Consider the following 26,737-nt stretch of genomic DNA (forward strand, 5'->3'; position numbering starts at 1 on the left):
GGCTTTACTTTTTGTCGGAGGCCGACGCGGCTTCCGTCTCGAACAGCTTTTTCCACTCCGGCATTTTCATCTCCACATCCGGCAGTTTTTGTTTCAGGTCTCGCACGAATGTCTTCGCCGTTTCCATCTGCGCCTTCAGCTTGCGCAGGCTCTCCGATTTCTCTGCCTCGTTTTCGAGGCCCTTGGAAACCACCTCGGTGATAAACTTGAAGTCAAACACCACGGGTTCCAGGCTTGCCGGGTTGTCACGCAGGCGCTTGGCGCGCTCCTGCACCTTTTCCGCCAGCCATTCATAGCCGCTGCCTTTCATCGCTTTCGCAAAGGACTCCTCCGCAGCCGCATATTCATGCGTGGCGATCTGCCGTTCGCCCGTCAGATAGATCGTCAGAGGATTGTCCGGCCACGCCCGGTTCGCCGCCACCAGACTTCGATCTGCATCAGCCCAGCGCTTTTCGCGCAGAAAATAGCACGCCACCAGCAGATGCAGACAGCACTTTTCTGACGGATCCAGATTCAGCTTCTGCTCGGTGGAAAGTTTGTCCGTCAGTTCTAGCTCACCCATCGCAAGCTGACCATATCCCTGTGTCATGTAGGCGACTCCGCGTAGCAGATGATACCAGACCTTCTTTTCCGGCGTGTCACTCAAGGTCTCTGGAATCGCTTCGATCTCATAGAACGCCAGATCAAAATCCATTTGAATCGCCATCACAAAGACCAGGAGAAGCCGCAGTTCCAGGGGTGGGGACTCCGCAAACTTCCGCAACTCACGTCCGATGCTCGTCCAGTCAAGCTCACCCGAAGCCAGCCTCTGCGGGCCGACATACGATTCAATAAACTTGGCAGCCTCTCCCGCACCATCCTGCACTCGTTGAGGCAGATGCTTCAGATTGCCCGCCGCTGCCTGGTCCGCTGCCAGCGCCAGCCCATGAAAGGAAATCTTCAAACTCGCGGATTCGACTCCATAATACGCCTTCGCCTTCCATCCCGCCAGTTTCTCACTGCGCGCCACTTTCTCCTGCGTCAGCGCGGCCCACTGCCCCACCTTTCGCGCCTCGGTTTCACACTCCACCAGCAGAGCATCATCCACGATGTTCTCCGGGTTCTGTGCTGGATGCGCATGCATCTTCCGCAGCAGATCCAGCGCCACCGTCGCACTCTTAGCCGCTCCTTCCGCCGCCGCTTTGTCGAGAGTCTTCACACTGTCCTCGGCAGCTTTCGCCGCCGCATGGATCTCCGCCCTCAGCTGCGTGGCCGTCTTCTCTGGCTCCTTATGGCAGGCGGCGATCGCGGTCGCAGTGATCAAAGCAATGAGGAAACGCATAGGCCGATCATGCGGGAAAGAATTCTTATGTCGATTCCAAAAGCGGCGGTGAATTCTCAAACCTTCTTCCCCCACTCCCATCCAATTTAAAATTCTCAGTTTTCAGTTCCCAGTTTTCAATCTCACCGCCATCACCGCAGCCCCACCTCAAAATCATTCCATTGCTAAAAAACAGCGCCGCCTTTCTCTCATGCAGGCACTTCACCAATCCCCTCCGGGTTCCGTGTGTTCCGTAGGCCATCAAATCCGGAATCTCTGCGGCGTTCCAGTCTCTGCGGTGCAAATTTCCGGCCATTAAGTTCAGGCGCACCGCGGTGCAAAAATCACCACCCCCCTCACTTCCCCAGCGCTTCTCTCACCATCACCGGATCATCCGTCGTGATGCCATCCACTCCCAGCGCGGCAAAACGTTTCACATCCGCCGCCTTGTTCACCGTCCACACATACAGCCCGAAGCCCGCATCCCGCACCTGCTTCACCATCGCCGCGTCCCAGGGGAAATCGGATGTGCCGAGGTCCAGCCCGTCCAGCTTATCCGCCTTCGTATCCGCGATCAGCTGCGCCAGATCCGTCGGCTTCTTCTCCTTCGTCTTCCCGGACGCCAGACGATAGACTTTGATCCACGGCATCGCCTTCTTCGACTCCGCCGCCGCCCCGCGATTGAACGCAATGATCGCCAGCTGTGAGGCCCTCTCCTTCATCGGTTCCAAAATTCGCTTTAGCTCCGGCACAATCTCCGCCCCGCATTTGATCTCAATAAAAAAGCGCTGCTTTCCCGTCGGCATCGTCGCCAGCGCCTGCTCCAGCGTCGGCAGCTTTTCATTCGCCCACTCCTTGCCCTTCCACGATCCCGCATCAAGCGCCGTCAGCTCCGCCTGCTTCGCAGTCGCCACATCCATCTTCACACCTGTCGTCCGCTTCGTGTCCTTGTCATGAATCACAATCGTCTTCCCATCCGCAGTGAGATACACATCCAGCTCGCACGCATCCGTCTGGTTCTTCCAGCCAAGCTCAAAAGCTGCCAGCGTGTTCTCCGGCGCACGCGCGGAAAAACCGCGATGCGCGACGATTTCAACAGCGTGGGCGGACATGGCGGTAAATAGGAAAAGTGCGGCAAGCTTCATGAGGGAGAAAGCAAACGACACAAGCATCCGTAACCCTTCGCCCCAAATGAAATTTTGTTTCCTGCTCGTCATCAGCTTCATCATCGTCCGCACGCTGACTTCCTGCTCCAAGTCACCGTCCGCCGATCCCAAAGACCAGCACGTCATCCTCATCAGTCTCGATGGCTTCCCCGCATGGCTCTGGAATGACGAATCCCTGCAGATCCCCAATCTGCGCAAGCTCGCCGCCGAAGGTGCATGCACCAAGGCCATGACGGTCAGCAATCCCTCCATCACCTGGATCAATCACACCACCCTCGTCACCGGCGTCGAGCCCCGCAAGCACGGCGTCCTCTTCAATGGCCTCCTCGTCCGCCAGGGCGACAACAAGCCCCCAAAGATCGAGCAATGGGTAGACAAAACCAAGCTCGTCTTCGCACCCACCATCTACGATATCGCCCATGACGCCGGCCTCACCACCGCCGAGTCCGACTGGGTCGCCGTCACCAAGGCCAAGACCATCGACTGGAGTTTCGCCGAACTCCCCGAAGCCGAAGGCAAAGTCGAAAAAGAAATGATCGCCGCCGGCGAGATCAAGCCTCAGGACATCGCCTGGATGCAGCTCGGCCCCCAGCGCAAAAGCGTCACCTTCCTCGACAACATGTGGACCAAGGCCGCCATCCACATCTTCAAGACTCACAAGCCCAACCTCCTCCTCTATCACACCCTCAACACCGACTCCACCCACCACACCTACGGCCCCGGCTCCATGGCCAGCCACACCGCTCTCGCTTACGCAGACCGCCTTGTCGGCGATCTCGTCAAAGCCGTCGAAGACAGCGGCCTCCGCGATCAGACCACCTTCATCATCGCCACCGATCACGGCTTCAAAAAGGTCACCAAGATTATCCTCCCTAACGTCGAGCTGAAAAAAGCCGGACTTGCCCAGGGCCTCGGCCCCACGATCAATACCTGCGACGCCTACTCCATGACCCAGGGCGGCATGGCCTTCGTCTACATCACCAATCCCGCCCGCAAAGCCGAGCTGCTGCCAAAACTCAAAGAAATGTTCTCAAAGGTAGAAGGCGTCGATCGCGTCATCGACGGCAAAGACGGCCACACCCTCGGCATGCCTACACCCGAAGAAAACCAGGGCATGGGAGATCTCGTCCTCTACCCCAAACCCGGCTACGCCTTCAAAAACGACGCCGGCGGAGACGCCACCGTTACCCCCTCCGTCAACTACGCCGGCACCCACGGCTACCCCAACACCGATCCCGAGCTCGACGGCATCTTCATCGCCAGCGGCCGCGGCATCAAAAAAGGCGTCGTCCTCGACCGCATGGCCAATCTCGACGTCGCCCCCACCATCGCCAAACTCATGGCCCTCAAGCTCCCCAACGCCGACGGTCGCGCCCTCGACGAAATCCTGATCTCCGCCGACAAGAAATAATTCCCTGCGCAACCAGCCTTGTTCCTGTGGAACAAGGGAACGCTCCGCTTAACCCCCCAACCACTTATCAATGTAGTACTGGTCCGGACGGCGCTCAGCAACTCAGAGATCAAAGCTCGCGCAAAAGAACAACTGTCGAATGGGCACATCAGATCCGTCGATATCCAGCAGCTCACATCAAGCATGGGCTCCCGGAGGGAGCCGAGAAATTAGCCGGTGGTGAAGCGAGGCTTGCCGAGCGAGAACCACCGGACCACGCCCATGACATGATCCTCTCATCAGAGTCGCATGCCGGAGGTATGCGAGAAGTGTTCTTTTTTCCCCGCGGGATCTCAGTACTGGGAGCACCGATATCCTATCGGCACCGCTGCCCGTAAGTCAGGTTCGACATCCGCCACGCCCTTCTGCTAGGATAGATATTTATTCATTTATGAGACTCATCCCCATCATTCTTGGCTGCCTCTCCCTCCTGGCACAAGCCAGCGCCCAGACCGTGGACGGCTACACTTTCTTCCTCGATGGCAAGCCTGAGGACCCCTACTGGCTGCAGGTGGACAGTGCCGCTCTTTCGGCCGGAGATGTGATCTACATCCGTGAGATCCCGCTCTGCCTCGACGGGCCCGGCACCTACCGGTTCGAAGTGAAGAACGGCCTCATCCGCCGCATTTTCGACGACGGCCGTTCCGTGGTCGTGGCCTGTGAAGTGAATGGGAAATACGATGAATCGCTTCCGGAGGAGAAGCGCTACAATGGCCACCCGAAGATCATCAATCCTCTGTCTGGCATGAATGACGCTGCCTTGAAAGCGCTGCGAGGCGTGTCGATCGATGTCTGGTCGGATGATGTGGCCAAACAAGTGGAAAAACTCGATTTGGAGCACGTGTGCATCCGGCTGCAAGCCTGGTCCCTTCATGAGTGCCTCCCCCCGCTGCCAAAGGGAGTGCGCACCCTCATTCTTCACTCCGGCGGAGGCTGGGGCTGTGAGGACATGAGCGGCTTTCGCCGCCTGCAAAAATTGCGGCTTCTGGAGCTCAGAAACACCATGCCAGGAAAGTTCGACTTCGACGTGCTCAAAGGCATGCCTTTGGAGTATCTGAGCCTGCCATGGGTTGACGAGCCTTCACATCTGGAGGTGCTGGCCACCTTCGACAAATTGAAGACCCTTTCCGCCAACAACTGCTCCTTTCTCGGCGATGGCCGCTGGATCGCGCAATTGACGAACCTTCGGACCCTGTACGCCAGCCATGCTCAACCCCTCCCTGATAAGGAGCCTGTGGCGCTGGATCTCGCGGCATTGGCCGGTCTTCAGAAACTGCGCGAAATTCACGCGCAAAGCACTCCCGTAAAGTCCCTGCCTTCCACACCCATGCCGGCGCTGGCCCGCGTTTCTTTGCTGCTCAGCAATGCCCCCACGGAGGCCATGGACGCACTGGCCCGGGCCAATCCCCAGGCCGTGATCAGCCGCAGCATGAACGCACAGCTTTCCGCTCAACTCGCCAAGGCAGACCGTATCCTCGTCCGCACCGGCGGCGTTTGCCACCGCAGGGCCGATAATGAAAAAGTGATCGTTGAAAGCCGCGATGCCGCCCTCATCGCGGAGCTCGCGCAGCATTTTACCATCAGTGAAGACGCCAGCGGCGGACATTGCATGTGCTGCGGAAACCCCACCTTTGAATTTTATCAGGGGGACAAGCAGGTGGCCATGGTGGCCTTCCACCACGGCCAGTCCATCCGTTGGGCGGACGGCACCTGGCCCGGAGATGGCATTCTCACCGAGCAGAGCTCCGCCTATCTGGTGGAGTGGCTCGCCAAAAACAACTTCACCGCACCGCAGGAAGAGCTCTTCGAGGGCAGGAAGCGCGCCGCCGCGCAGCGTCGCAGAGACAGCCGCATCAGCAGCCTCCTTCCCGCAGCGGTCAGTGAGAGTCTTTCAAAGGCGGAGTCGCTCGATCAGGCCGCGGAGGCATTTGAAAAGAATGTGCCAGATGTGAAAGCGCGCGCCTCTTTGTATTTGCGTCTACTCGGCTGCGAGGACAGCACCTGGGCGCTCACCACCGGCATGGACGGAATGCTGCAGGAGACCCTCCTGCCTGCCATACCTCAGGACACTCTGAAGGCAGTCATCCTCGCAGTGCCCATTCCTTCTGAGGAAAGCATGGGCGCCGCACGCTGGGTCTTCGGCCAGGCCCATGCGGATCTCATCCAGCAGGACGCCGCAGCGTTCACAAAGCTCGCCCGCTTTGCCCTCACGCATCCTCGTCAGAGCAATCGCTGGCGCACCCTCGCCGTGCTGCGTGAAGCGGGCACGCCTGAGGCCGTCACATTGCTGCGCCAGGTCATGCGCGAAGGCACACAGCCGCGCGAATTGGAAAAAGATCAAACTTTCGAGCCCGGTGGTCAGATGAGCTTTTATCCCAACAACATCAGCCTGCCTGATGAAACGCCAGACACCGCAGCCGCAGCCCTCTGCCTCGCCCTCCTGGCAGACGCCGAAACAAAGGCCGACGTGGAGAAAATACGAACGTCTCTTCCCGAAGCCGCCCGCAAGGAATGGGAAGAAGCGATCAAACGCAAAAAGTGACGCCCTTGAATGGCACTCGGTTATCCGAGGTATCGGTCCTTTTCCAACGGGCAATGCCTCGTGGCCTGCAGCTTTAAGCGTATCGGCAGACAGGCGTTATCTTGTGCCACTCCGCTCCGCCATACACCAGCCCTGAAGGGCCGCGTACTCAGCCCAGGGTATGCCAGCTTATCCTCCGAAGCTCGCAGACCGAAGGTGGAAGCCTCAGCGAGGCGACCTTGGGTAAACATCATCCAACCGGGAAGCAACCCAGCACTGCGCCGCATCTCACGCTCACCAGCAGCGTCTGCAACGAGCACCTCCACGGATTAGCGCCGCGATGAGGCATCGCCTCTAAATCCGATAACGGTCCTTTACCGAACCCGCGAGACAACCGCTCCCACGCTCCTCCCAGGTGCATTTTAGATACATCCTTGTGCGCGTTTGAACGGCCACACCCTGACAGATTCAAACACCCCCACCTGTAACCTCCCCCGTCATCCCCGCACCCTATCTCCATTCATCCCGTCCGCCCGCAAGAAACACCCCCGCCACCTCGTTTCTACCCCTGCAAGCACTTCAGCATATAGAAAATGCCAGCCACCCGCCCGCTCCCCCGCCAGCCCCGGACCAAGCCCAAACCCAAGGCCCCCGTCCACGACTCCGGCTTCAGCACACCCAGCCTCGACCGCGCCCTGGCCGTGCTCCACTGCCTCAGCAGCCATCCCCAGGGCCTCACCCTCTCGGAAATCGCCGAGTCCCTCAAACTATCCGTCAATTTCGTCTATCGCGTCACCCAGTCCCTCGTCTCCCACGGCTACCTCGTGCGCGATGCCGAAAAGCGCTTCAGCGTCGGCTCCGCCATGCTCAAACTCTGCCAGCCCGTCATCGATGACGTGCCCCTCACCGAAGCCGCACTCCCGGCCATGCGCTGGCTCAGCGATCAAACCGGCGAAGCCGCCCACCTCGGCATCCTCAGCGGCTCCGAAGGCATCGTGCTCGAGCGCGTAATTGGTCGCGCCATGATCAAATTCTACGTCGAGCGCGGCACCCGCTTCCCCCTTCATACCAGCGGCCCCGGCAAAGCAATGCTCGCCTTCACGCCGGAAGCCGAGCGCGACGAAATCATTTCCGGCATGAAGTTCGAGCGCTTCCAACCCTGGACCATTGCAAATCGCAAAGATTTCCTCCAGTGCCTCGATCACGTCCGCAACAACGGCTTCGCCACAGACGTCGGCGAACACCTCGAAGGCCACCACTGCCTCGCCGCCCCCATCTTCGATGCTGAAGGAAACGCCATGGCCTCCCTCTGGATCACCGGCCCCAGCCAGCGTCTGAGCGAAGAGCGCATGATCAAACTCGCCGCAGTGGTAAAAAAAGCCGGCGCCGTGGCCACCGCAGCCCTGCGTGGAGGCGCCCTCGCAGCATGAAGCACAAGCACATCATCTCCATCTTTTGCCTCAGTACTCTTCCCATCCTGGCGCACGCGCAAAGCGCACCGCCGCAGATCGAGAAAAGTTGCCTCGAATGCCACGACAAGGACAGCACCAGAGGCAGCCTCGATCTCACGGCCCTCCCCTTTGATCTCACCACTCCCGCCACCCGCGAACGCTGGATCCGCATCTACGATCGCGTCGAAAAAGGCGAGATGCCCCCGAAGCCAGAAGACCTGCCTCAACCAGACCGCACGGCACTTGTCAAATCCCTCTCTGCATCCATCACCGCCGCCGATCACGCCGACATCCTCGCCCACGGTCGCGGCCCCCTCCGCCGCCTGAACCGCGACGAGTACGAACAAAACCTGCGCGACATCCTCCAGCTCCCCGACCTCGACATCCGCGACATCCTCCCCGAAGACCGCGAAGGTCACCGCTTCAACAAAACCACCGACATGCTCGACATGTCCCGCGTACAGCTCGTCGCCTACCTCGACGCCGCAGAGGCCGCGCTGCACACGGCCATGACCACCGAGTCAGCACCACCGCCGATGATCAAATACCGCGCCGTCGGCACCGATCTCTTCCCCGGCACCGGCACCTTCGGCAATCGCGAGGCCATGTTCTTCGCCCAGGACAACAAGGCCATGGAGTTCCGGAGGAAAAACGACAAAGGCAAAGACGAATCCACCGAACACGACTTTGCCAAAGATAACACCATCGAAATGGCCCTCTTCCGCGCCGCCAGCTGGCCCTACATCGGCACTCCCAGGCACTTCACCGCCAAGCGCACCGGCAACTACAAGGTGTGCTTCTCCGCCCGAGCCGTTCTGCAGCAGCCCGGCTTCATTATCACTCCGGCCACGCAACCCCTGCCCATGACCTTCCGCACCCGCAAGCCCGCAGGCGCAGACATCATCAACGAAGTCCACGACTCAGGAGGCATCATCGACATCCAGCCCGGAAAACGCGTTTACGAAACCACGGTGCGTCTCCGCACAGGCGAGGCCATTGAGTACAGCCTTCTCGGCCTCCCCATGCCGCTGGCCATGAATCCCAACGGCTCTGGCCCCTCCTACCGCTATCCACCCTTTCCCGAAGGCGGCCAGCCCGGCATCGCCGTCCAGTGGCTCGAAATCGAAGGCCCCATCGAATCTCAAACCTGGCCCCCACCCTCCCACCGAGTCCTCTTTGATGACCTCGGCATCGAGCCCAAACCCAAGGACCCTCAGCAGGACGCCAAGCGCCTGCTCCGCCGCTTCGTCAAACTCGCCGCGCGCGAGCCCGTGCCCGAGGAAGATCTGAAACTCTTTGACGCCCTCATCCAGGCCCAGCTCGCCAAAAACGTCTCATTCGCCGAGGCCATGCTCGCGGGTTACAAGGCCTTCCTCGCCTCCGGCGACTTCATCTACGTCCGCGAACCCATGAAGGCAGACGACCACTTCGCCATCGCCTCCCGCCTCTCCCATTTCCTCACCAACTCACGTCCTGATGCACAGCTCATGGACCTCGCGCAAAACAAAAAGCTGCGCGATCCCCAGGTTCTCCGTGCCGAAACCGAACGCCTCATCGCCAGCACCGGCTTTGACCGCTTCGTCAAAAACTTCACCGACTGCTGGCTCAATCTCCGCCACATCCGCCGCGACGATCCCGACATCCGCCTCTTCCCCGAATACCGCTTCGACGAATACCTCGTCGAAAGCATGGAGCGCGAGACCCGCACCTTCTTCACGTCGATGATTCGCGACAACCTGCCCGCCAGCGTGCTGGTAAAATCAGACTTCATCTTCGCCAACGACCGCCTCGCCACCCACTACCAGCTTCCACCACTCACCGGCTCCGCCATGCGCAAAGTCACTCTGCCCAAAGACAGTCCGCATGGCGGCCTGCTCACACAGGCGGCCATTCTCAAAGTCAGCGCCAATGGCACCACCACCTCGCCCGTCGTGCGCGGAGCCTGGGTCATGGAACGCCTCATCGGTCAGCCACCTCCCCCACCCCCGGCCAGCGTCCCCGCCGTCGAGCCCGACATCCGCGGTGCCAAAACCATCCGCGATCTACTCGCCCTCCACACCAAATCCAAATCCTGCGCCGCCTGCCATGCGCGCTTTGATCCCGTCGGCCTCGCTCTGGAAAACTTCGACATCCTCGGCGGCTGGCGCACCCACTATCGCGGCCTCGAAGAAGGCCAGCGCATCACCGGCATCGACCGCGCCGGCCACAGCTTCAGCTACACCATCGCCACCCCCGTGGACACCACCGGCAAACTCCTCGACGGCCGCACCTTCACCAACATCAACGACCTCAAAACCCTCATCGCCGCCGACCCCCGCCAGCTCGCCCGCAACCTCCTCCATCAGTTCACCATCTACGCCACCGGCACCCCCGTCCGCTTCTCCGACCGCCCCCAAATCGAATCCCTCCTCACCTCCTGTGCCAAAGACGGCTATCGCGTGCGCGATCTGCTGCACGCCCTTGTGCAAAGCCCCATCTTCCTCGGACAGCAATGAACACAAATCATTAACCTGTTTGTGACCTGTGAAAATCGACGCTGAACGAGCACCTCCATATTATCCAGACGATCAACCCTTGGTCGCCTTCCGCCTCTCCTATGATGAGATGGTGCTTCGCTTTGGACCCTCACATCGCGTAATGGATGAGAACGATAATGAACCTGGACCATGCGAGTACTGGTCATTCATTTTTTCATGCGGGATCTCCATCTTAATCGCCTGTCAGTTGGCAGCACCAAATGGACCCACCGGAAGCGTTTATGCTTCCTGCCGTGACATCGGCCACATCCTCGAACACCTGCCTATAAACGACTGCATTTTTTGGCGTCTCGATATAGCCGAACCTGAGATCTACAGCCAACGCGGTGGAACCTCTTCTGCCACGTGCCAATGGGGTGCCAAACAGAGTACATAATTAAAGCATGAACTTCTCTTGCTTCCCTAGTTCCCTCTCCAGCCGCCGCTGCTCCTACCCACTCGACGCGATCACAACGGCGCGCTTCCGTCCGGCACCATCCTTCGCCAATACACTCCGCCGTAAACCAGCCCCAACGGGGCTGTGTAATAAAGCCCAGGGGTGCCGAGCTTTAGCGAGTGCTCCCCTGGGTATGCCAATAAGCGACCGTGAAGCAAACCCACCACTCCGCCACACCCAACAGGTACCAGCAGCGTCTGCAAGACGCCCCGCCACTCCTCTGCCCACACGTTCACTTCGCAAGCTGACACCATCCCTCGCCACTCCGCTCCGCATCACACCAGCCCCAAAGGGGCTGCGGAGTTCAGCCCAGGGTCAGCCGAGCCTAAGCGAGGCGACCCTGGGTTATGCACCATCAATCCGGGAAGCAAACCCACCACTCCGCCGCACCCAGCATTCACCAGCAGCGTCTGCAAAACGCCCCGCCACACAACTGCGCGCACGCTAACCACCTGTCATTCGATTGTCCCACATCTCTTTTTCTGATCGTCCCATGAACGCCCCTTACATCGCCAAATCTCTTTCTCGTCGCCGCTTCTTGCGCAACGCGGGAGTGACCCTTGCATTGCCAATGTTGGAATGTCTGCGGCCAGTCTTCGGCAGGGCCGCAGAGGTAAAAGCACCGCAGCGTCTGCTCATCATCTCAAACAACCTCGGCTTCCTTCCGAAGCCATTCTTTCCCAAGAACTCCGGACGCGACTACGAACTCTCTCCGACTCTTTCAGGTCTCAGCGACGTCCGCAACGAGTTCACCCTCTTCAGCGGCCTCTCTCACCCCGACGTCAACGGCGGCCACAGCGCCGAAAACTGCTTCCTCACCGCCGCACGCGGCCCCACCAAAAGCGGGTTCCGCAATCAAATCTCCCTCGATCAATACATCGCCGAAAAGCTCGGCCAGCAGACCCGCTATCCAACACTGAACCTCGGGGTCAACATCGACAAGGCCAACCGCAGCCTCTCCTGGACCCGCGACGGCGTCCTCCTTCCCGCAGAAGACAGCGCCCCCGCCCTCTTCCGCCGTATGTTCGTGCAGGGCGATCCCGCCGCCGTGAAAAAACAACTCCAGCAGCTCGACGAACGCGGCAGCATCCTCGACACCCTCATGGATCAAACCAAGCGCCTCAGCCGCGACCTCGGCAGCACCGACCGCGAACGCCTGGATCAATACCTCACCTCCGTCCGCGAAGTCGAAGAACGCCTCCTCACCGCCCGCGAATGGGAGCTCAAACCCAAACCCGTCGCCACCCAGCCCGAGCCCCAGGACATCCAGGACAAAAAACTCATCTTCGAAAAATTCGATCTCATGCTCTCCATGGCACAGCTCGCCTTCGAGTCCGACTCCACCCGCATCGTCACCCTGATGGTCGACGCCTTTGCCACCCCCGCCTTCCATCTCCCCGGAGCCGACAACACCACCGAAGGCTACCATGGCCTAAGCCATCACGGTCAGTCCGAAGAAAAAGTACGCCAGCTTGCCGAAGCCGATCGCGAACAAATGCGCCTCTACAAAAAACTCATCCAAACCCTCGCCTCAAAAAAAGAAGACGAAGCCCGCCTCCTCGACCGCACCATGGTCCTCTTTGGCAGCAACATGGGAGACGCCAACACCCACGATAACACCAACCTCCCCATCCTCCTCGCCGGCGGTGGTTTCAAACACGGCCAGCACCTCGCCGTCAAACGCGACAACAACCTCCCCCTCAGCAACCTCTTCGTCTCCCTCCTCCAACGCCTCGGCGTCGAGTCCGACAAATTCGGCTCCAGCACCGGCACCGTGACAGGCTTGACCTAACAGCCCTGTCCCGCTTTCGCGTGGGTTGCACTCGTCACATTGTCAGGAATGGTTCCCCGCTTTGAAACCAGCCCTGCTCATCCTCGCGTCCATCTCATGGACGTGGTTGAATCCACAGCTCTCCAGCCTGGACCATCGAGAGCATGAACTGCATGCGAAGCTATCGAAGCTTCCCGCCCTGCCCGCACCCCAGCCTCAAGAGCACGCCGGATTCCACAGCGGCCTCGCCCCCCATGCCGATTCCGTCCGCTGGGTCCAGATCGACCTAGGCGCCGAGTACCCCATCGATGCCATTGTTGTCATCCCCGCCATGCTTGGCGTCGCCGAGTCCTACGGCTTCCCCAAACGCTTCCGCATCGATGCCTCCAACGACCCTCTTTTTGCGGAATCCGACACACAACTCGATCAAACCGGCGCCGATTCTGCACCCTCGCTTGCCCCATGGCACGTGGCAACGAAAGGCATCAAAGCGCAGCACATCCGCTTCACCGCCACCCAGCTCGCCGCCCAACCCCACCAAACTAACCGCTTCATCTTCTGCCTCGGCGAACTCCTCGTCTTCAGCGGCGGCCGCAATGTCGCCCTCCATGCCCAGGTCCTCGCCCCCAACTCCGTCGAAACCCTCCCCACATGGTCCCCTCGTCATCTCGTCGATGGCGCTTACTCCCTCGGCCTCCCAGTGCATCCGGATGAAATCAATGGCAACGGCTGGCACAGCGGCATCTCCACCACCGCCGAAACCACCAAATGGGTTCAGGTGGATCTCGGCGCACCAAAGTCCATCGACGAGATCCGCCTCATCCCCGCCCACCCCCGCGACTATCCCGAACGCTCCGGCTTCGGCTTTCCCCGCCGCTTCAAAGTAGAAGCGGATGGCAAAGTGATCTTCGACACCACCACTGCCGACTTCCCCAATCCCGCCGACACCCCCGTTGCCTTCCCGTGCCCCGGCCTGCGCGCTCAGACCATCCGCGTCACCGCCACGCATCTCTGGGAACGCAGCGGCGACTTCGTCTTCGCACTCGCGGAACTGCAGGCTTTTGACCACGGTCGCAACATCGCGCTCAACTCCGCCGTCACGAGCTCTGACGACACCATCACCGCATCCTGGACCCCAGCGGGCCTTATCGACGCACGCAGCAGCACCGGCGCGCTTTTGGATGAATCCACCTGGCTCGCAGCTCTCTCCCAGCGCCGCCAGCTCACCGACGAACTCACCGCCTTGGCAGCTCAGCGCACCCAGGCGCTTGCCATCGCATACCAGCGCACCGCATGGCTTGGTGGCGGCGTCTTGGGCCTCGCAATCCTCTCCGCCTGGCTCGCATGGCTGCGTTCCCGCCGCTCCCGTCAGCAGGAGATGGAATCTCTGCGCCACCGCATCTCCCGCGATCTCCACGATGAAATCGGCAGCCACCTCGGCAGCATCCGTCTCATGTCCGAGATGGCTTTGCGCGATGGCCCAGCCTCCGATTCCCTTCAGGAAATCCACCGTCTTGCCGGTGAAGCCGCCGAGTCCATGCGCGGCATCATCTGGCTCGTTCGTGAGGGCGATCTTCCTCCGCTTGCCAGCCTTGTCGCCGCCATGCGTCAAAGTGCCTCCTCCTTGCTCAAAGACATTCACTGGCAGCTCGATGCACCCGACAGCACCGACTCCGCCACTGCTTCGCTCGAATTCCACCGCCAGGTCTTCCTCCTCTTTCGCGAGGCCGTGCACAACATCGCCCGACATGCGAATGCCGCACAGGTGCGCATCCAGGCGCATTGGAAGGCAAAACACTTCCATCTCCGCATCGAGGACGACGGCTGTGGCTTCGATGCCGCAGCCGTCACCGCTGGAAACGGCCTCGCCAATCTCCACCACCGAGCCACCGTTCTAGGCGGCAGCCTGCACATCACCAGCACTCCAGGCACCGGCACCTGCATCACCCTGGAGGCCGCTTTCTCATGAGCACCCTTTGGATTGTCGAAGACCACGCTGCCTTTCGGCGCACTCTCGTGCGTCTCCTTTCCACCGAATCCGACCTGCAGTGCCCCCGCGATTTCGACTCCTGTGAAAAGCTCCTCGCCGCGCTCTCAGGATCAAATGCCCCCGATTTGATCCTCCTCGATGTCGGACTGCCCGGCATGAGCGGCCTCGATGGCATCCGCCTCATCAAAGAGCGCGCACCCAAGACCCTCGTCGTCATCCTCACCGTCTTCGAAGACGACGACAAAGTCTTCCAGGCCATCTGCGCCGGTGCCGCCGGTTATTTGCTCAAGACCAGTGGCGGAGCCGACATCACCCAAGCCGTGCGCGATGCCCTCGCTGGCGGCTCCCCCATGAATCCCCGCATCGCCCGCCGCGTGCTGGACATGTTTTCCAAGCTCGCTCCCAAGCAGCGCGACTACGGCCTCAGCGAACGTGAAAAAGAGATCCTGCAGCTCATGACCACCGGTCTCATCAAAAAGGAAATCGCTGACAGATTGAGCCTCAGCGTGCACACCGTGGACACCTACCTGCGCCGCATCTACGAAAAGCTGGAGGTAAACACCCGCACTGGCGCTGTGGCCAAGGCGCTCAAGGAAGGGTTGGTCTGAAAAACAGGCTGCGTATGTCGTATGATTGGACGAGCGTCCCTCCTTTCCGAATTTGTCCGCACCATGTTAAAGCCCCGATTTCTCCTCCCACTTTGCATGTTTTCGTGGGCAGCTTCCGGTCATGCAGCGGATGTGCTGGAGCCCTACTTCAAAGAGCATTGCCTGCGCTGTCATGGCGAGAAGAAGCAGAAGGGTGATTTACGGCTGGACTCGCTGGCGCGGGATTTCACCGGCGGGTCGGTGACGGAGCGCTGGTTTGAAGTGGTCAGCCGCATTGGCTCCGGCGAGATGCCGCCGGAAGACGAGCCACAGCCGACAGCAGAGGCCTCGGGGCAGGTGATGGAGTGGCTCTCCGCGCGGATCAAAGAAGGGGAATCTGCCCGTATGGCCAGACGCGCCCCGGTGGCCCACTACCGGCTCAGCCGGGAGGAGTATTCCAACACCGTGGCGGATTTCCTGGGCGTGCAGTATGACACCCGCGCGCCCGGGGCCTTTTCCGAGGACCCGCAGTGGCAGGGTTTTGAAAGGCTGGGCAGCGAGCTGTCGCTTTCGCCTTCTCATGTGGAAAAGTACCTGAAAGCGGCCGCAGAGATCATTGATCTGGCCTTTCCGGACAAAAAGCCGTTTCAGGTGAAGTCGCGTGTGGATGCGCTCTACATGGACTGGCAGAACGCAGCAAAGCGCAAGGAGCTGGACGCCGTCGGCATCACGCCGAGAATCCGCACGCTCTTCTGGCCGGGGCACACTCTGTCCAATGTGCGGCCGGACGGCGGCTACCGGCAGGCCGCAGGGCGTTACCGCGGGCGCATTCAATTGAGCGGACTGACGCCTGCCGGAGGGCGTACCCCGCACGTCACCCTGTATTCCAAGGAGCTGGACCGCATGATTTTCGAGGCCGATGTGCTTGCGCCTGAGGACAAGCCCGCCGTGCTGGAGTTCGAGGTCTTCCTGCCTGCCGGCAAGTGGGATGTGGCCATCAGCAATGCAGTGCCCGGCCCGTCGAACCTTCCCCACGCAGGCCGGCCGGGCGGTGCCGTTTTCACCACGCTGAAGGACCCGAAATCGCGCGAGCCCTGGCAGCGCAAAGTGTCCGATGACGAGGGCAATCCACTCTACCCGCTGCTCATTGTGGACTGGATCGACTGGGAGGGACCGCTGGAAAGTCCCGAAGATCTGCAAAAGCGCGAAGGCCTTTTTCCAGCGGACAACGCCGATCCGAAGGCGGTGCTGGCCTGCCTCACACGCTTTGCCGAAGGGGCGTGGCGCAGGCCGGTGACGCCGGAGGAAGTGCGGCCCTACATGGGCATCGTGGAGCATGAGCTGGCAGCCAAGACACCATTGCGCGCTGCTTATAAGACAGCGCTGCTCGGGGTGCTGGCGTCGAAAAATTTTACTTACCTCACCGAGGGATCTCCGGGTGAGAAACGGATGCTGCTCAATGACTGGGAGCTGGCCTCGCGCCTTTCGTATTTTCTCTGGAGCTCCGCGCCGGATGCGAAGCTGCGTGCGGCCGCAGCCAGCGGGGCATTGCGCACGGGCGAAGGAATGCGCACGGAGGTGCAGCGCATGCTGGCCGATGCCAAAACGGCGCGCCTTGCAGAGTCCTTCCCACGCCAGTGGCTGCAGTTGAAACGAGTCGGGGAGTTCCCGCCGGATGAAAAGCTCTATCCTGACTACGAAGCCTGGCTGGAGCACAGCATGGTGCAGGAGAGCACCTGCTATTTTGCCGAAATGTTCCGTCAAAATCTGCCGCTGCGCGAGTTCATCGACTCGGACTGGACCATGCTGAACCCTCGTCTGGCCCTGCACTACGGCATTCCTGCACCCGGCAGCGCCGATTTTCAGCGTGTTGCGCTGAAGCCTGAGCAGCACCGCGGCGGGCTGCTCACTCAGGCGGCGATTCTCAGCCTCACCTCAGACGGCACACGGCATCGCCCGGTGCATCGTGGCATCTGGGTGTCGCAGGCCATTCTGGGCAAAACCCCGCCACCACCGCCGCCGAATGTCAGCGCCATTCAGCCGAACCCGGTGAATGAACCCAAGGCCACGATCCGGCAGAAGCTCGACGCGCACAAAGCCAACCCCAACTGCGCCGCCTGCCATGCGAAGATCGACCCCCTCGGGCTCGCCTTTGACAACTACGATGCCATCGGCCGCTGGCGCACCGAGGAGGTCGTGCTGACAGGGAAGGGAAACAATCCGCCCGTGGATGCCAGCGGCACCCTGCCGGATGGCCGCCATTATGCCGACTCAGCCGAATTCAAAAAGCTGCTCGCCGCCAGGCCGGAACCGTTTGCCCATGCCTTTGTAAGCAAGCTGGCCGTGTACGGCCTGCGCCGTGCCGTGACACTGGATGATGAAGCCGCGATCAAGGGCATCGTCGAGAAATGCAAGGGCGGTGACTACCGCCTGCGCGATGTCCTCGAGGCCTTTGTTTTGTCAGATCTTTTCCGCAAGCGGTAACCCTTTTCCACTTCCTTCACCCTTATGCACTTCCTTTCACAATCCTGGCTCATCGGCCGCCGCCATTTCCTGCGCGGGCTGGGCGTCTCCATCGGGCTGCCCTTGCTGGACTGCATGCGGCCTCTGCGTGCGGCTGCGGCACCCAAGGCCAGGCGCAGCGTCTTCGTGTATCTGCCGAACGGTGTGAACACGCTCGACTTCCAGATTTTGGATGCTGGCAAGGGCTACCGCATCAGCCGGGGGCTGAAGCCGCTGGAACGTCATCGCGACAATATCACCCCCATCTCGGGCCTGCATCATCCGCATGGGCTGGGGCATCATCATGGCTGCCAGAGCATCTGGCTTACCGGGGCGGAGATCGGCCAGGGGAAGCGCAACAGCATCAGCCTGGATCAGATGATCGCCGCTCAGCTCGCGCCGCATACGCGTTTTGCCTCGCTGGAGATCAGCGACACCGGACGCTCGCTGGCCTACAACAGCGACGGCATCAACCTCCCTGCGGAGATCAAGCCGCGTGATGTCTTCCGCCGGTTGTTTGAAGCGCCGGAAGGAGGCGTGGAAAAGGAGCGCGAGGGGCTGCGCCGTCGCGGCAGTGTGCTGGATGTGGTGCTGGACGAAGCGCGTGCCCTGGACAAAAAAATCGGCAGCGAAGACCGCGGCAGGCTGGATCAGTACCTCAGCTCGGTGCGTGAGGTGGAGGTGCGCACAGAACGCGCCGACCGCTGGCTCGATGTGCCGCGCCCGCTGGTGCCGGAGGCCATCCGCAAGAACCTCACCCGCGATGTTCCGCAGACCAAGCCCGGGGATTATTACCGCACCTTTTATGACCTGATGCTGCTGGCTTTTCAGACCGACACCACGCGCGTCATTACCTTCAGCACCGGCGAGGAAGGGAAGGGGCTGCCGATTCCCGAACTCGGCATCAACCAGACGCGGCACTCGCTTTCGCATCACAATGGCGACCCCGAGCAGATGGACCGCCTGACGCAGAGCGATGCCTTCAACATCGAGCAGTTCGCCTACTTCCTCGACCGTCTCGCCGCGACGAAGGATGGTGACACGCCGCTGCTGGACCTCACCGTCTCGCTCTACGGCAGCGGCATGGCCTACGGTCACAGCCACGGGAATGCGAACCTGCCCACGGTGGTGGCCGGCGGGCGTGCACTCGGTTTGAAGCATGGCACGCATGTGGATTTCAATGCGGGCCACTTCAACGGCTACGATCTCGACGAAAAAGGTGTGCTGAAGACCACTCATTACGAGCTGTGCTCGCGGCCCGTGAATGACAACGGGCGGCTGAGCAACCTGCTGCTGACGCTCGCGCAAAAGATGGAGGTGGAGACCGCTGCCTTTGCCGACAGCCTCGGCACGCTCTCTCAAATCGAAGCCTGAAGCCATGCGCGTCCTGACACTCATTGCCGCATGCAGCGGACTCATTGCCACGGTCTGCGCCTGGGAGGCTTCTGATCCGCGCATCGCGCTCGACAGCGCCTTTCCAGACGCCAAGTCAGGCAGGCCTTTTGCGGGCGAGCTGATCCTGGTGGAGCACGTGACGCGGCGCGGCATCCTGCGGCTGGACCGGGACGGCACCATCAACAAGTACTTCTGGGATCTGCCGCATCACTTCCAGATGCTGCCCTATGCAGCCATCTACCTGCACGGTGCGTCGGCAAGTTTCGAGGACCTTCCTCTGGGCACGCATCTGCACGGCATTTTCTACCTCGGACCCGAGGGGGACTTTCAGGTGAAGCCGCCAGAAACCGGCTATGACGCCAGCAAGATGGCCTACCCTGATCTGCGCTCGATTGTGTCGCAGTATTCTCGCGTGCTCACCTTGGAGGATGATTTCAGCTACCATCAAAAACGCGGCGAGGGCTGGAAGATCACCGCCCTGGGTCAGGAGAATAGCAACATTACGGTGGAGCGTGTCTCCCTGGCCGATGGCCTTGCGGTGAAAGACGCGAAGGATGGCATCAAGTCCACGCAGGTGCTGCATCTGGACCGCGGCACGCGCATCTGGAAAGGCCGTGAGATCGCCGCGCTGGAAGACCTCGCCGTCGGCCAGGTCGTGCAGCTCAATCTCACCTGGGCCACGCTTTACGCCTCCATGAAGGAAGAGGGCCTGTGCCGCGACATTTGGATTGATCCCGCCAGCCGTGAAGCCGCCATCAATCAGCAGCGCCAGATCTACATCGCGCAGCAGAAGCGGCTGGGTTTTCCCGGCATCATCCTCAAGACCGAGTCGCTTCCCGGCCAGGGCTCCAGCGGGTACATCACCGTGGCCCTGCCAGCAGGCATCGAGGCCGAGCTCATGGACGCCTTGAAGCCGAAGACTGGACTCGATCTCTGGCCCGTGGAGCCCAGCCTGCGCAACTGGGGCAGCTATGGCAGCGGCGGCATCGAAGAAGTGACGCGCATTGAAAATCCGCCTGCCGGTCACAGCGGTGTGCAGATCAGGCTGCGGTTCTATGAAATGCTCGAAGGCTTTCGAGCAGGACGCACGGTGCGCATGATGGTGCGCGTGCCGAACGTCAAAGGCCGTCCCAGCGAGGACTACCCGCGCGAACTTTCGCTGTATCCCAACGACACGCGTATTTTTCACGTGGGTCCCACGCCAGTGGCCGGGCGGGAGAAGGAGCCTGAAGCGCCCAAGCAATGAGAGGGCGCTGTCCCGCGCTCGCGTGGCATGAAAAGCCTCCCCGTGCATCGTATATCCTGCACATGCGTTTCCTTGCCCTTATTGTCATCTCAGCGACCGTTCCGGCCAGCGCGGTCGATTTCGTGCGCGAGGTGCGGCCCATCTTTGAAAAGCACTGCTATGAATGTCATGGCAGCAAAAAGCAGAAGAACGAATACCGGCTCGACATCAGGTCTGTGGCATTGACCGGTGGCGAGGAGCATGCCCCGAACATCATTCCCGGCAAAAGCGCGGACAGCCCTCTTTTCCACTTCATCAGCGGCAGGGATGAGAAGATCGCCATGCCGCCGAAATCCAAACTCAGCAGCGCGGAGATCGATCTGCTCAAGCGCTGGATCGACGAAGGCGCGGTGTGGCCCGAGGGCGTGGATGTGGCTCAGGTGGAGAACCGGCTGGACTGGTGGAGCTTCAAGCCCTTGGTAAAGAGCGCTTCTCACGGAGGCATCGACGACTTCATTAGCGCGAAACTCGCCGAGCACGGTTTTAAACCAGCACCGCAGGCCGATGTGCGCACGCTCATCCGCCGCCTTTACTTCGACCTCACCGGCCTGCCGCCTTCCCCCGAGGAGGTGAAGCGGTATGAAACGCTTCCTTATGAAAAGCTGGTGGACGATCTCCTGGCATCGCCGCGCTATGGCGAGCGCTGGGCGCGCCACTGGCTCGATCTGGTGCACTACGGCGAAACCCATGGCTACGACAAGGACAAGCCGCGCATGAATGCCTGGCCTTACCGCGACTACGTCATTCGTGCGCTGAACAGCGACAAGCCCTACGCCCGCTTCATCGAGGAGCAGATCGCCGGAGATGCGCTCTATCCCGGCACCACCGACGGCATCACCGCGCTCGGGTTCATCTCCGCCGGGCCTTGGGATCTCATCGGCCATGCGGAGGTGCCGGAAACGAAACTGGATGGCAAAATCGCGCGCCATCTGGACCGGGATGACATGGTGCAAAACACCCTCGGCACCTTTTGCTCGCTCACTGTTGGCTGCGCACAGTGCCATAATCACAAGTTCGACCCCATCACGCAGGAGGACTATTACTCCCTCCAGGCGGTCTTTGCCGCCATCGACCGTACGGACGTGAATTATTATCCCGATGATGACTCCATGCGTCGTTTCGTGGATCTGGACCGCAGGAGGCAGAAAATCGTGGCAGACATCAAGGCGCTGGAAGAGCCGCTCAAAACGAAGGCGGGAGATGCTTACACCGCGCTCTCCAAGCGCATCGATGGCGCTTCTGACAAAGCCTCCAGCGCCAATCCCAATGCGAAGCCGGACTTCGGCTACCACAGCGCCATCGTGAAGGAGCAGAACACCGTGAAGTGGGTGCAGGTGGACCTGGGCGGCAGCACCAACATTCAGCGCGTCGTCTTGAAACCCTGTTACGACGACTTCGGCGGCATTGGTGCCGGTTTCGGCTTTCCCGTCCGCTTCAAGGTCGAGGCCAGTGATGACCCTGAGTTCAAAACCGGAGTGACGCTCATCTGGCGCAGGCATGACGCCACCTTCATGAACGACTTTAAAAACCCCGGGCTCACCCCCTTTGAAACCGGCACGGCGGAGGACGACGGTGCCCGGGGCAGATACGTGCGCGTCACGGCCGTGAAGCTGGCCGAGCGCAAAGACGACTACATCCTGGCACTTTCGGAAATGGAGGTCTATGCCGCGAAAAATGGCCCCAATCTCGCCGCTGGAAAGAAGGTGACGGCATTGGACAGCATCGAGGCCCCGCCGCGCTGGCGGAAGGCCAATCTCACCGATGGCATCGCTCCCGAGGCCCGCACGCTGGAGGACAAGCAGCGGCTCATCCGCGAACGCGACGCCCTCATGCTCGCGCAGGCAGATGCAGCAACACGCCGCCAGCTGCAGGAGCTGCGCACTCAGCGTACGGCAGTGGATGCCGAGATCGCCCAACTGCCCAAGCCCGGCAAGGTGTATGCAGGCGCCATTCACACTGGAACGGGCGCCTTTCGTGGCACTGGCAATGAAGGGGGCATGCCGCGCGTCATCCAGATGCTCAAGCGCGGCGACCTCAAGCAGCCCTCCAAGGAAGTCGGACCGCAGAGCATCGCCGCGCTCAGCGGTGTGTTTCATGATGCCTATCAGATGTCAGGAGAGGGCGAAACCGCGCGCCGTGCGGCATTGGCGCGCTGGATCAGCAGCAAAGACAATGCGCTCACCTGGCGCAGCATCGTAAACCGCGTCTGGCAGCATCATTTCGGCCGTGGTCTGGTGGATACCGCGAATGACTTTGGCCGCATGGGCGGCAAACCCAGCCATCCGGAGCTGCTCGACTGGCTCGCCATCACGTTTCGTGACGATCTCGGCGGCAGCTTGAAGAAGCTGCACAAGCTCATCGTCATGAGCGGCACCTACCGGCAGTCTTCCGACAAATCAGAGCCTGCGGATGCGAACAACGTCTTCCTCTCCCACCAAAACCGCCGCAAGCTCGATGCCGAATCCATTCGCGACAGCATTCTTGCTGTATGTGGCAAACTGGATCTCAGCATGGGCGGGCCGAGCTTTCAGGACTTCGTCATCGAAAAGCCGCAGCACAGCCCGCACTATGAGTATCAGCTTCACGATCCCGAAGATCCGAAGTCATGGCGGCGCAGCATCTACCGCTTCATCGTGCGCAGCCAGCAGCAGCCGTTTATGACGGTGCTTGATTGTGCGGACCCGTCCATGCGGGTGGAAAAGCGCAATGAATCGCTCAGCCCGCTGCAGGCGCTGGCCATGATGAACAACGGACTCGTCGTCGCCATGGCAAAGCATCTGGCGGAACGAGCAGCCAAGGAGCGGCAGGAAGTGGCAGCTCAGGTGGAGCGTGCATTTGCACTGGCACTCTCCCGCAGCCCTGCAGCCGATGAGCTCGCGCCGCTGCTCGAATACGCCCGGCGCGAGGGCCTGGAAAACACCTGCCGTGTGATCCTGAACCTGAACGAATTCAGCTTTGTGGACTGAATGTTCACAAGGGAGAGTTCCGCGATTTGCGCTGCCAGGCCAGTATCATCAGCCAGAGAAAGGCCGCCCCACCAAGCCATCGCGTAAGTCCATGGCCAAACACCACCGTCGCGTTGAACCAGATGAAGGCCAGAAATCCCTGCAGCAGCCGTTCGGCGGTGCGGCTGCGGGAAGCATGGCGTGCAGGAGCCAGCCACCACCAGCACACATCGCCAAACCACAGCACCAGCACGGCGTAGTTCACCCATAGACCGCTGCCAGAGTCAAAACCAGTCACCGCCGCCGTCTGCTGTGCGGTGGCTTCAAACGCCGCACGATGGCTCCAGTGATGCACAAATTGAAACGCGCAAGCCACGTGCACCAGCAGCATCAGGCATCCGGTCGTCCACCACACCCGCCCCGTGTTTTTCCCTGGCGCATCCCGCATAATCCGCAGGGTCAGGGCGGCGACGTAAGCCAGAAAGGCCGCCGCAGCCGTGGCATGTGTTAGGAAAGCGCCGGCGTCCATGGTCGTTGCATCATGGCAAAGGCAAAACCAATGCCGGCTCCAAATCCCAGGCCATGCAAGGCCCCCCAGGTCAGTTCGCTGCCTACGGAATGCAACGAGGAATAGCACACATGCGCTCCCGCAAAATAACCGGCGGAATGAAGGGCAAACATGACCAGTGCGGAGGGCAGCAGCACACGCCAGCCATTCAGTGTGGCGGCCATTACCGCTGTGAAGGCCGTGCAGCCGGCCAGCGCCCCCAGCCATTCACCCGTGCCCATTCCGAATGAAAACCAGCCCGCACACCAGGCGGCCGCATACGCAAGGAAGGCGGTGAAAAAGAAACGATAAAAATGCAGCCACGTTCCGGGCCACCCAAGCAGGGGCCGCAGCACCATGCCTGAGAGCATAATGAAGACCGCGCAGCAGACTGCATACATGCCTGCTTCACCACCGAGCTGTGCAAACCACCCCTCCCCGAATGCCCACACAGCAAATGCAGCCGTGCTGACCACGGCAAATCCGGCGCCGCCTCGGATCATGAGTGCGAGTATTTTCATGCCGCATCAAACGTGGCGGGCAATGTCTGTTTGTCATGGGTGCTTCGCCGGCCGCCTTCCGGCGGCGCTGCGCAAGGCCTTTCACATTGCGTCCGGGGGGCGGGCCTGACTTTGGAACAATGACACAATCAACCGTAACCTTCGTTTGTTTCGTCAGTTCCTCCTCCTTCATGAAATCCTTCCTCGTCGCAGTGGTCTTCCTGGCCTCAGCCCTGAATGCCGTCGCTGAAATCCGCCACGTCACCATCTGGAGCGACGGCACACGCATGGCCGGAGATTTGTATCTGCCGGATGACTATAAAGAAGGCGAAAAACGTGCCGCGGTGCTGTTTTGCGCCGGCACCGGGGGTGTGAAGAAAGGCAACGGCGCCCTCTATGCGAGCCGCTTTGTGAAAGAGGGCTTTGTCGTGCTGGCCTTTGATTACCGCGGCTGGGGAGAGAGCGACTGCAAACTCACTCTGCCAGATCCCATGCCCCAAAAAGCCGATGCCGACGGCACCGTCACCGTGAAAGCCAGGCCGGTGCGCTGGCAGATGGACATGGCGGACCAGACGCTCGACATCCGCTGCGCGCTCAGCTTTCTCATGGGCGAACCCTGCGTGGACAAAGAGCGCATTGGCTTGTTTGGCACCAGCTATGGTGGCGGTTTGGTGGTGTGGGTGGCGGGCAATGACCCACGCGTGAAGTGTGTCGTTTCCCAGGTGCCCGGCATGGGTGGCGGCAGACCTCCGGCGGCACTGAAATACGTAAATGAGCTCGCGGTAAAACAGGCGCGTGGCGAAACCGAACCCGTGCCCATCGAAACCGGAAAGCTCGGTGGCAAGATGGCCACGTATGCGCAGATGCGCGCGAATCCGGCCAAGGGGATCGGTTACAATCCTATTGAGGCGGCGGCAAAGATCACCGCACCCACCATGATCATCGTTGCTGAGAAAGAAGATCTCATGAGCAACGAGGAAAACGGCGGGCGCGCCTTCCAGGCCCTGCAGAAAAACTTTGTGAAGAGCGAGTACCACGTGCTGGAAGGCATCGGCCACTATGGCGTCTACAAAGCGAAGTTTGAAGAGGCCACGAGGCTGGCCTCGGACTGGTTTCACCTGCATTTGGACGCCCGTCTCAAAACCCCTTGAGCGGACTGGGAAGAAGGCCTTGCAGCCGCTTCCGCAAGATGACGGTGGACAAATCGACCCGCACTCCCTCATATTTCACGTCTCCCATTCCATGAACACCCAATTCCCTGCTGAACGCATCCTTCTTGGCCCCGGCCCCAGTCCTGTTCCTTCGCGTGTGCTGCGCGCGCTCGGTGCTCCCACTCTCGGCCATCTGGACCCGCAGTACCTCACCATCATGGACGAAGTCTGCGAAATGCTGCGCCAGGTTTTCCGCACCAAGAACGCGCTGACCTTTCCCGTGAGCGGCACCGGCATGGCGGGGATGGAATGCATTGCCGTCAATCTGATCGAACCGGGAGATGAAGCCATCGTGTGTGTGAATGGTGTCTTTGGCGGACGCATGAAGGATGTGATGGAACGCTGCGGCGCCACGGTGCATGCCGTGGAAGCAGCCTGGGGAGATGTCATCACGCTGGACCAGATCGCCGCCGCGCTGGAGCAGCATCCGAAGGCAAAGATCGTCGGCATCGTGCATGCCGAGACCAGCACCGGCGCGCACCAGCCGCTGGAAGGTTTCGCCGATCTCGTACACAGCAAAGGCGCACTTCTCGTGGTGGATGCCGTCACCAGCCTTGGCGGTCATGAATTGAAGGTGGATGACTGGGGCATCGACGCCATCTACAGCGGCACGCAGAAGTGCCTGAGCTGCCCGCCCGGCCTCGCGCCCGTCAGTTTTGGAGACCGAGCCCTCGCCATCATGGATGCGCGCAAAACCAAGGTGCAGTCCTGGTATCTGGACGTCTCCATGCTCCGCAAATACTACACCGGCGGTGGTGGCGGCCGTGTGTATCACCACACCGCGCCTATCAACATGACCTACGCCCTGCATGAGGCGCTGAATATTGTGCTGGAGGAGGGCCTGGAGGCCCGCGTGGCGCGCCACGAAAAGATGCACCTCCGCCTGCGCGCCGGACTGGAGGCCATGGGCATCAGCTACATTCCCAAGCGTTCGCTGCATTCCCTCAACTGCATCAGCATTCCCGCAGGTGCCGACGATGCAGGCACGCGCAAACGCCTGCTGGAGGAGTACGGCATCGAGATCGGCGCCGGTCTCGGCGTCATGGCCGGCAAGGCCTGGCGCATCGGCCTCATGGGGCACGGCTCGACCGTGAGAAACGTGGATCTTGTGCTCACTGCGCTGCGTGAAGTGCTGAAATGATT

The 26,737-nt window shown here is 60.8% G+C and carries 17 protein-coding genes; 13 read left to right on the plus strand and 4 right to left on the minus strand.

What is annotated here, in order from left to right:
- Nucleotides 1-4: 4 nt before the first annotated feature.
- Both ACILSR_RS15555 and ACILSR_RS15560 read right to left on the minus strand, forming a co-directional pair.
- Nucleotides 5-1,321: a hypothetical protein gene (locus ACILSR_RS15555; RefSeq protein ID WP_395750706.1), complete on the minus strand. Its 1,317-nt coding sequence runs from the start codon at nucleotides 1,319-1,321 to the stop codon at nucleotides 5-7.
- Nucleotides 1,322-1,656: 335 nt separating this feature from the next.
- On the minus strand, nucleotides 1,657-2,412 hold the full coding sequence (locus ACILSR_RS15560; RefSeq protein ID WP_395750707.1) for a glycerophosphodiester phosphodiesterase: 756 nt from the start codon (nucleotides 2,410-2,412) through the stop codon (nucleotides 1,657-1,659).
- A 79-nt stretch (nucleotides 2,413-2,491) separates the two neighbouring features.
- Between ACILSR_RS15560 and ACILSR_RS15565 the strand changes: the two genes are divergently transcribed.
- The 11 genes from ACILSR_RS15565 (at nucleotide 2,492) to ACILSR_RS15615 (ending at nucleotide 23,357) form a co-directional block, all read left to right on the plus strand.
- On the plus strand, nucleotides 2,492-3,877 hold the full coding sequence (locus ACILSR_RS15565) for an alkaline phosphatase family protein (RefSeq protein WP_395750708.1): 1,386 nt from the start codon (nucleotides 2,492-2,494) through the stop codon (nucleotides 3,875-3,877).
- Nucleotides 3,878-4,307: 430 nt separating this feature from the next.
- Entirely contained in the window at nucleotides 4,308-6,458 is a 2,151-nt protein-coding gene (locus tag ACILSR_RS15570; protein WP_395750709.1) for a hypothetical protein, read from the plus strand.
- Nucleotides 6,459-7,030: 572 nt separating this feature from the next.
- Nucleotides 7,031-7,867, plus strand: coding sequence for an IclR family transcriptional regulator (locus ACILSR_RS15575; protein WP_395750710.1), 837 nt, complete (start codon nucleotides 7,031-7,033; stop codon nucleotides 7,865-7,867).
- Nucleotides 7,864-10,383, plus strand: coding sequence for a DUF1592 domain-containing protein (locus tag ACILSR_RS15580; protein ID WP_395750711.1), 2,520 nt, complete (start codon nucleotides 7,864-7,866; stop codon nucleotides 10,381-10,383). The genes ACILSR_RS15575 and ACILSR_RS15580 overlap by 4 nt, the downstream gene beginning before the upstream one ends.
- A gap of 971 nt (nucleotides 10,384-11,354) precedes the next feature.
- Nucleotides 11,355-12,653 (plus strand): DUF1552 domain-containing protein, encoded by a 1,299-nt coding sequence (locus ACILSR_RS15585; protein WP_395750712.1) that lies wholly within the window; start codon nucleotides 11,355-11,357, stop codon nucleotides 12,651-12,653.
- Between the two features lie 61 nt (nucleotides 12,654-12,714).
- Complete coding sequence (locus tag ACILSR_RS15590) at nucleotides 12,715-14,601, plus strand: histidine kinase (RefSeq protein WP_395750713.1); 1,887 nt, start codon at nucleotides 12,715-12,717, stop codon at nucleotides 14,599-14,601.
- Nucleotides 14,598-15,230 carry a response regulator gene (locus tag ACILSR_RS15595; RefSeq protein ID WP_395750714.1) on the plus strand — a complete coding sequence of 211 codons (633 nt, stop codon included), beginning with the start codon at nucleotides 14,598-14,600 and terminating at the stop codon, nucleotides 15,228-15,230. The genes ACILSR_RS15590 and ACILSR_RS15595 overlap by 4 nt, the downstream gene beginning before the upstream one ends.
- Before the next feature lie 96 nt (nucleotides 15,231-15,326).
- Complete coding sequence (locus ACILSR_RS15600; protein WP_395750715.1) at nucleotides 15,327-17,693, plus strand: DUF1592 domain-containing protein; 2,367 nt, start codon at nucleotides 15,327-15,329, stop codon at nucleotides 17,691-17,693.
- A 24-nt stretch (nucleotides 17,694-17,717) separates the two neighbouring features.
- The gene (locus ACILSR_RS15605; protein WP_395750716.1) at nucleotides 17,718-19,085 is read left to right on the plus strand and encodes a DUF1552 domain-containing protein; all 1,368 of its coding nucleotides are present in this window, start codon (nucleotides 17,718-17,720) and stop codon (nucleotides 19,083-19,085) included.
- Between the two features lie 4 nt (nucleotides 19,086-19,089).
- Nucleotides 19,090-20,352, plus strand: a complete 1,263-nt coding sequence (locus ACILSR_RS15610) for a hypothetical protein (RefSeq protein WP_395750717.1) — start codon at nucleotides 19,090-19,092, stop codon at nucleotides 20,350-20,352.
- 62 nt (nucleotides 20,353-20,414) lie between these two features.
- A complete protein-coding gene (locus ACILSR_RS15615) occupies nucleotides 20,415-23,357 on the plus strand; it encodes a DUF1553 domain-containing protein (RefSeq protein WP_395750718.1) in 2,943 nt (980 codons plus the stop codon).
- Between the two features lie 4 nt (nucleotides 23,358-23,361).
- Here the strand turns inward: ACILSR_RS15615 and ACILSR_RS15620 are convergent, their stop codons facing one another.
- Together ACILSR_RS15620 and ACILSR_RS15625 are read right to left on the minus strand one after the other, a co-directional pair.
- The gene (locus tag ACILSR_RS15620) at nucleotides 23,362-23,865 is read right to left on the minus strand and encodes a hypothetical protein (protein WP_395750719.1); all 504 of its coding nucleotides are present in this window, start codon (nucleotides 23,863-23,865) and stop codon (nucleotides 23,362-23,364) included.
- A complete protein-coding gene (locus tag ACILSR_RS15625) occupies nucleotides 23,844-24,404 on the minus strand; it encodes a hypothetical protein (protein WP_395750720.1) in 561 nt (186 codons plus the stop codon). Before ACILSR_RS15625 ends, ACILSR_RS15620 begins: the two co-directional genes overlap by 22 nt.
- Before the next feature lie 170 nt (nucleotides 24,405-24,574).
- Here ACILSR_RS15625 and ACILSR_RS15630 point away from each other — a divergent pair, with 170 nt between their 5' ends.
- Together ACILSR_RS15630 and ACILSR_RS15635 are read left to right on the plus strand one after the other, a co-directional pair.
- Nucleotides 24,575-25,534 carry an alpha/beta hydrolase gene (locus tag ACILSR_RS15630; protein ID WP_395750721.1) on the plus strand — a complete coding sequence of 320 codons (960 nt, stop codon included), beginning with the start codon at nucleotides 24,575-24,577 and terminating at the stop codon, nucleotides 25,532-25,534.
- Between the two features lie 91 nt (nucleotides 25,535-25,625).
- On the plus strand, nucleotides 25,626-26,735 hold the full coding sequence (locus tag ACILSR_RS15635; RefSeq protein WP_395750722.1) for a pyridoxal-phosphate-dependent aminotransferase family protein: 1,110 nt from the start codon (nucleotides 25,626-25,628) through the stop codon (nucleotides 26,733-26,735).
- The last annotated feature ends 2 nt before the right edge of the window (nucleotides 26,736-26,737 follow it).

Source organism: Prosthecobacter sp. (genome assembly GCF_044222565.1).
GTDB lineage: Bacteria > Verrucomicrobiota > Verrucomicrobiia > Verrucomicrobiales > Verrucomicrobiaceae > Prosthecobacter.

Excerpts from the sequence above, each read along its gene's own strand:
- ACILSR_RS15555 (WP_395750706.1), bottom strand. The coding sequence starts at position 1,321 with ATGCGTTTCCTCATTGCTTTGATCACTGCGACCGCGATCGCCGCCTGC.
- ACILSR_RS15560 (WP_395750707.1), bottom strand. The coding sequence starts at position 2,412 with ATGTCCGCCCACGCTGTTGAAATCGTCGCGCATCGCGGTTTTTCCGCG.
- ACILSR_RS15565 (WP_395750708.1), top strand. The coding sequence starts at position 2,492 with ATGAAATTTTGTTTCCTGCTCGTCATCAGCTTCATCATCGTCCGCACG.
- ACILSR_RS15570 (WP_395750709.1), top strand. The coding sequence starts at position 4,308 with ATGAGACTCATCCCCATCATTCTTGGCTGCCTCTCCCTCCTGGCACAA.
- ACILSR_RS15575 (WP_395750710.1), top strand. The coding sequence starts at position 7,031 with ATGCCAGCCACCCGCCCGCTCCCCCGCCAGCCCCGGACCAAGCCCAAA.
- ACILSR_RS15580 (WP_395750711.1), top strand. The coding sequence starts at position 7,864 with ATGAAGCACAAGCACATCATCTCCATCTTTTGCCTCAGTACTCTTCCC.
- ACILSR_RS15585 (WP_395750712.1), top strand. The coding sequence starts at position 11,355 with ATGAACGCCCCTTACATCGCCAAATCTCTTTCTCGTCGCCGCTTCTTG.
- ACILSR_RS15595 (WP_395750714.1), top strand. The coding sequence starts at position 14,598 with ATGAGCACCCTTTGGATTGTCGAAGACCACGCTGCCTTTCGGCGCACT.
- ACILSR_RS15600 (WP_395750715.1), top strand. The coding sequence starts at position 15,327 with ATGTTTTCGTGGGCAGCTTCCGGTCATGCAGCGGATGTGCTGGAGCCC.
- ACILSR_RS15605 (WP_395750716.1), top strand. The coding sequence starts at position 17,718 with ATGCACTTCCTTTCACAATCCTGGCTCATCGGCCGCCGCCATTTCCTG.
- ACILSR_RS15610 (WP_395750717.1), top strand. The coding sequence starts at position 19,090 with ATGCGCGTCCTGACACTCATTGCCGCATGCAGCGGACTCATTGCCACG.
- ACILSR_RS15615 (WP_395750718.1), top strand. The coding sequence starts at position 20,415 with ATGCGTTTCCTTGCCCTTATTGTCATCTCAGCGACCGTTCCGGCCAGC.
- ACILSR_RS15620 (WP_395750719.1), bottom strand. The coding sequence starts at position 23,865 with ATGGACGCCGGCGCTTTCCTAACACATGCCACGGCTGCGGCGGCCTTT.
- ACILSR_RS15625 (WP_395750720.1), bottom strand. The coding sequence starts at position 24,404 with ATGAAAATACTCGCACTCATGATCCGAGGCGGCGCCGGATTTGCCGTG.
- ACILSR_RS15630 (WP_395750721.1), top strand. The coding sequence starts at position 24,575 with ATGAAATCCTTCCTCGTCGCAGTGGTCTTCCTGGCCTCAGCCCTGAAT.
- ACILSR_RS15635 (WP_395750722.1), top strand. The coding sequence starts at position 25,626 with ATGAACACCCAATTCCCTGCTGAACGCATCCTTCTTGGCCCCGGCCCC.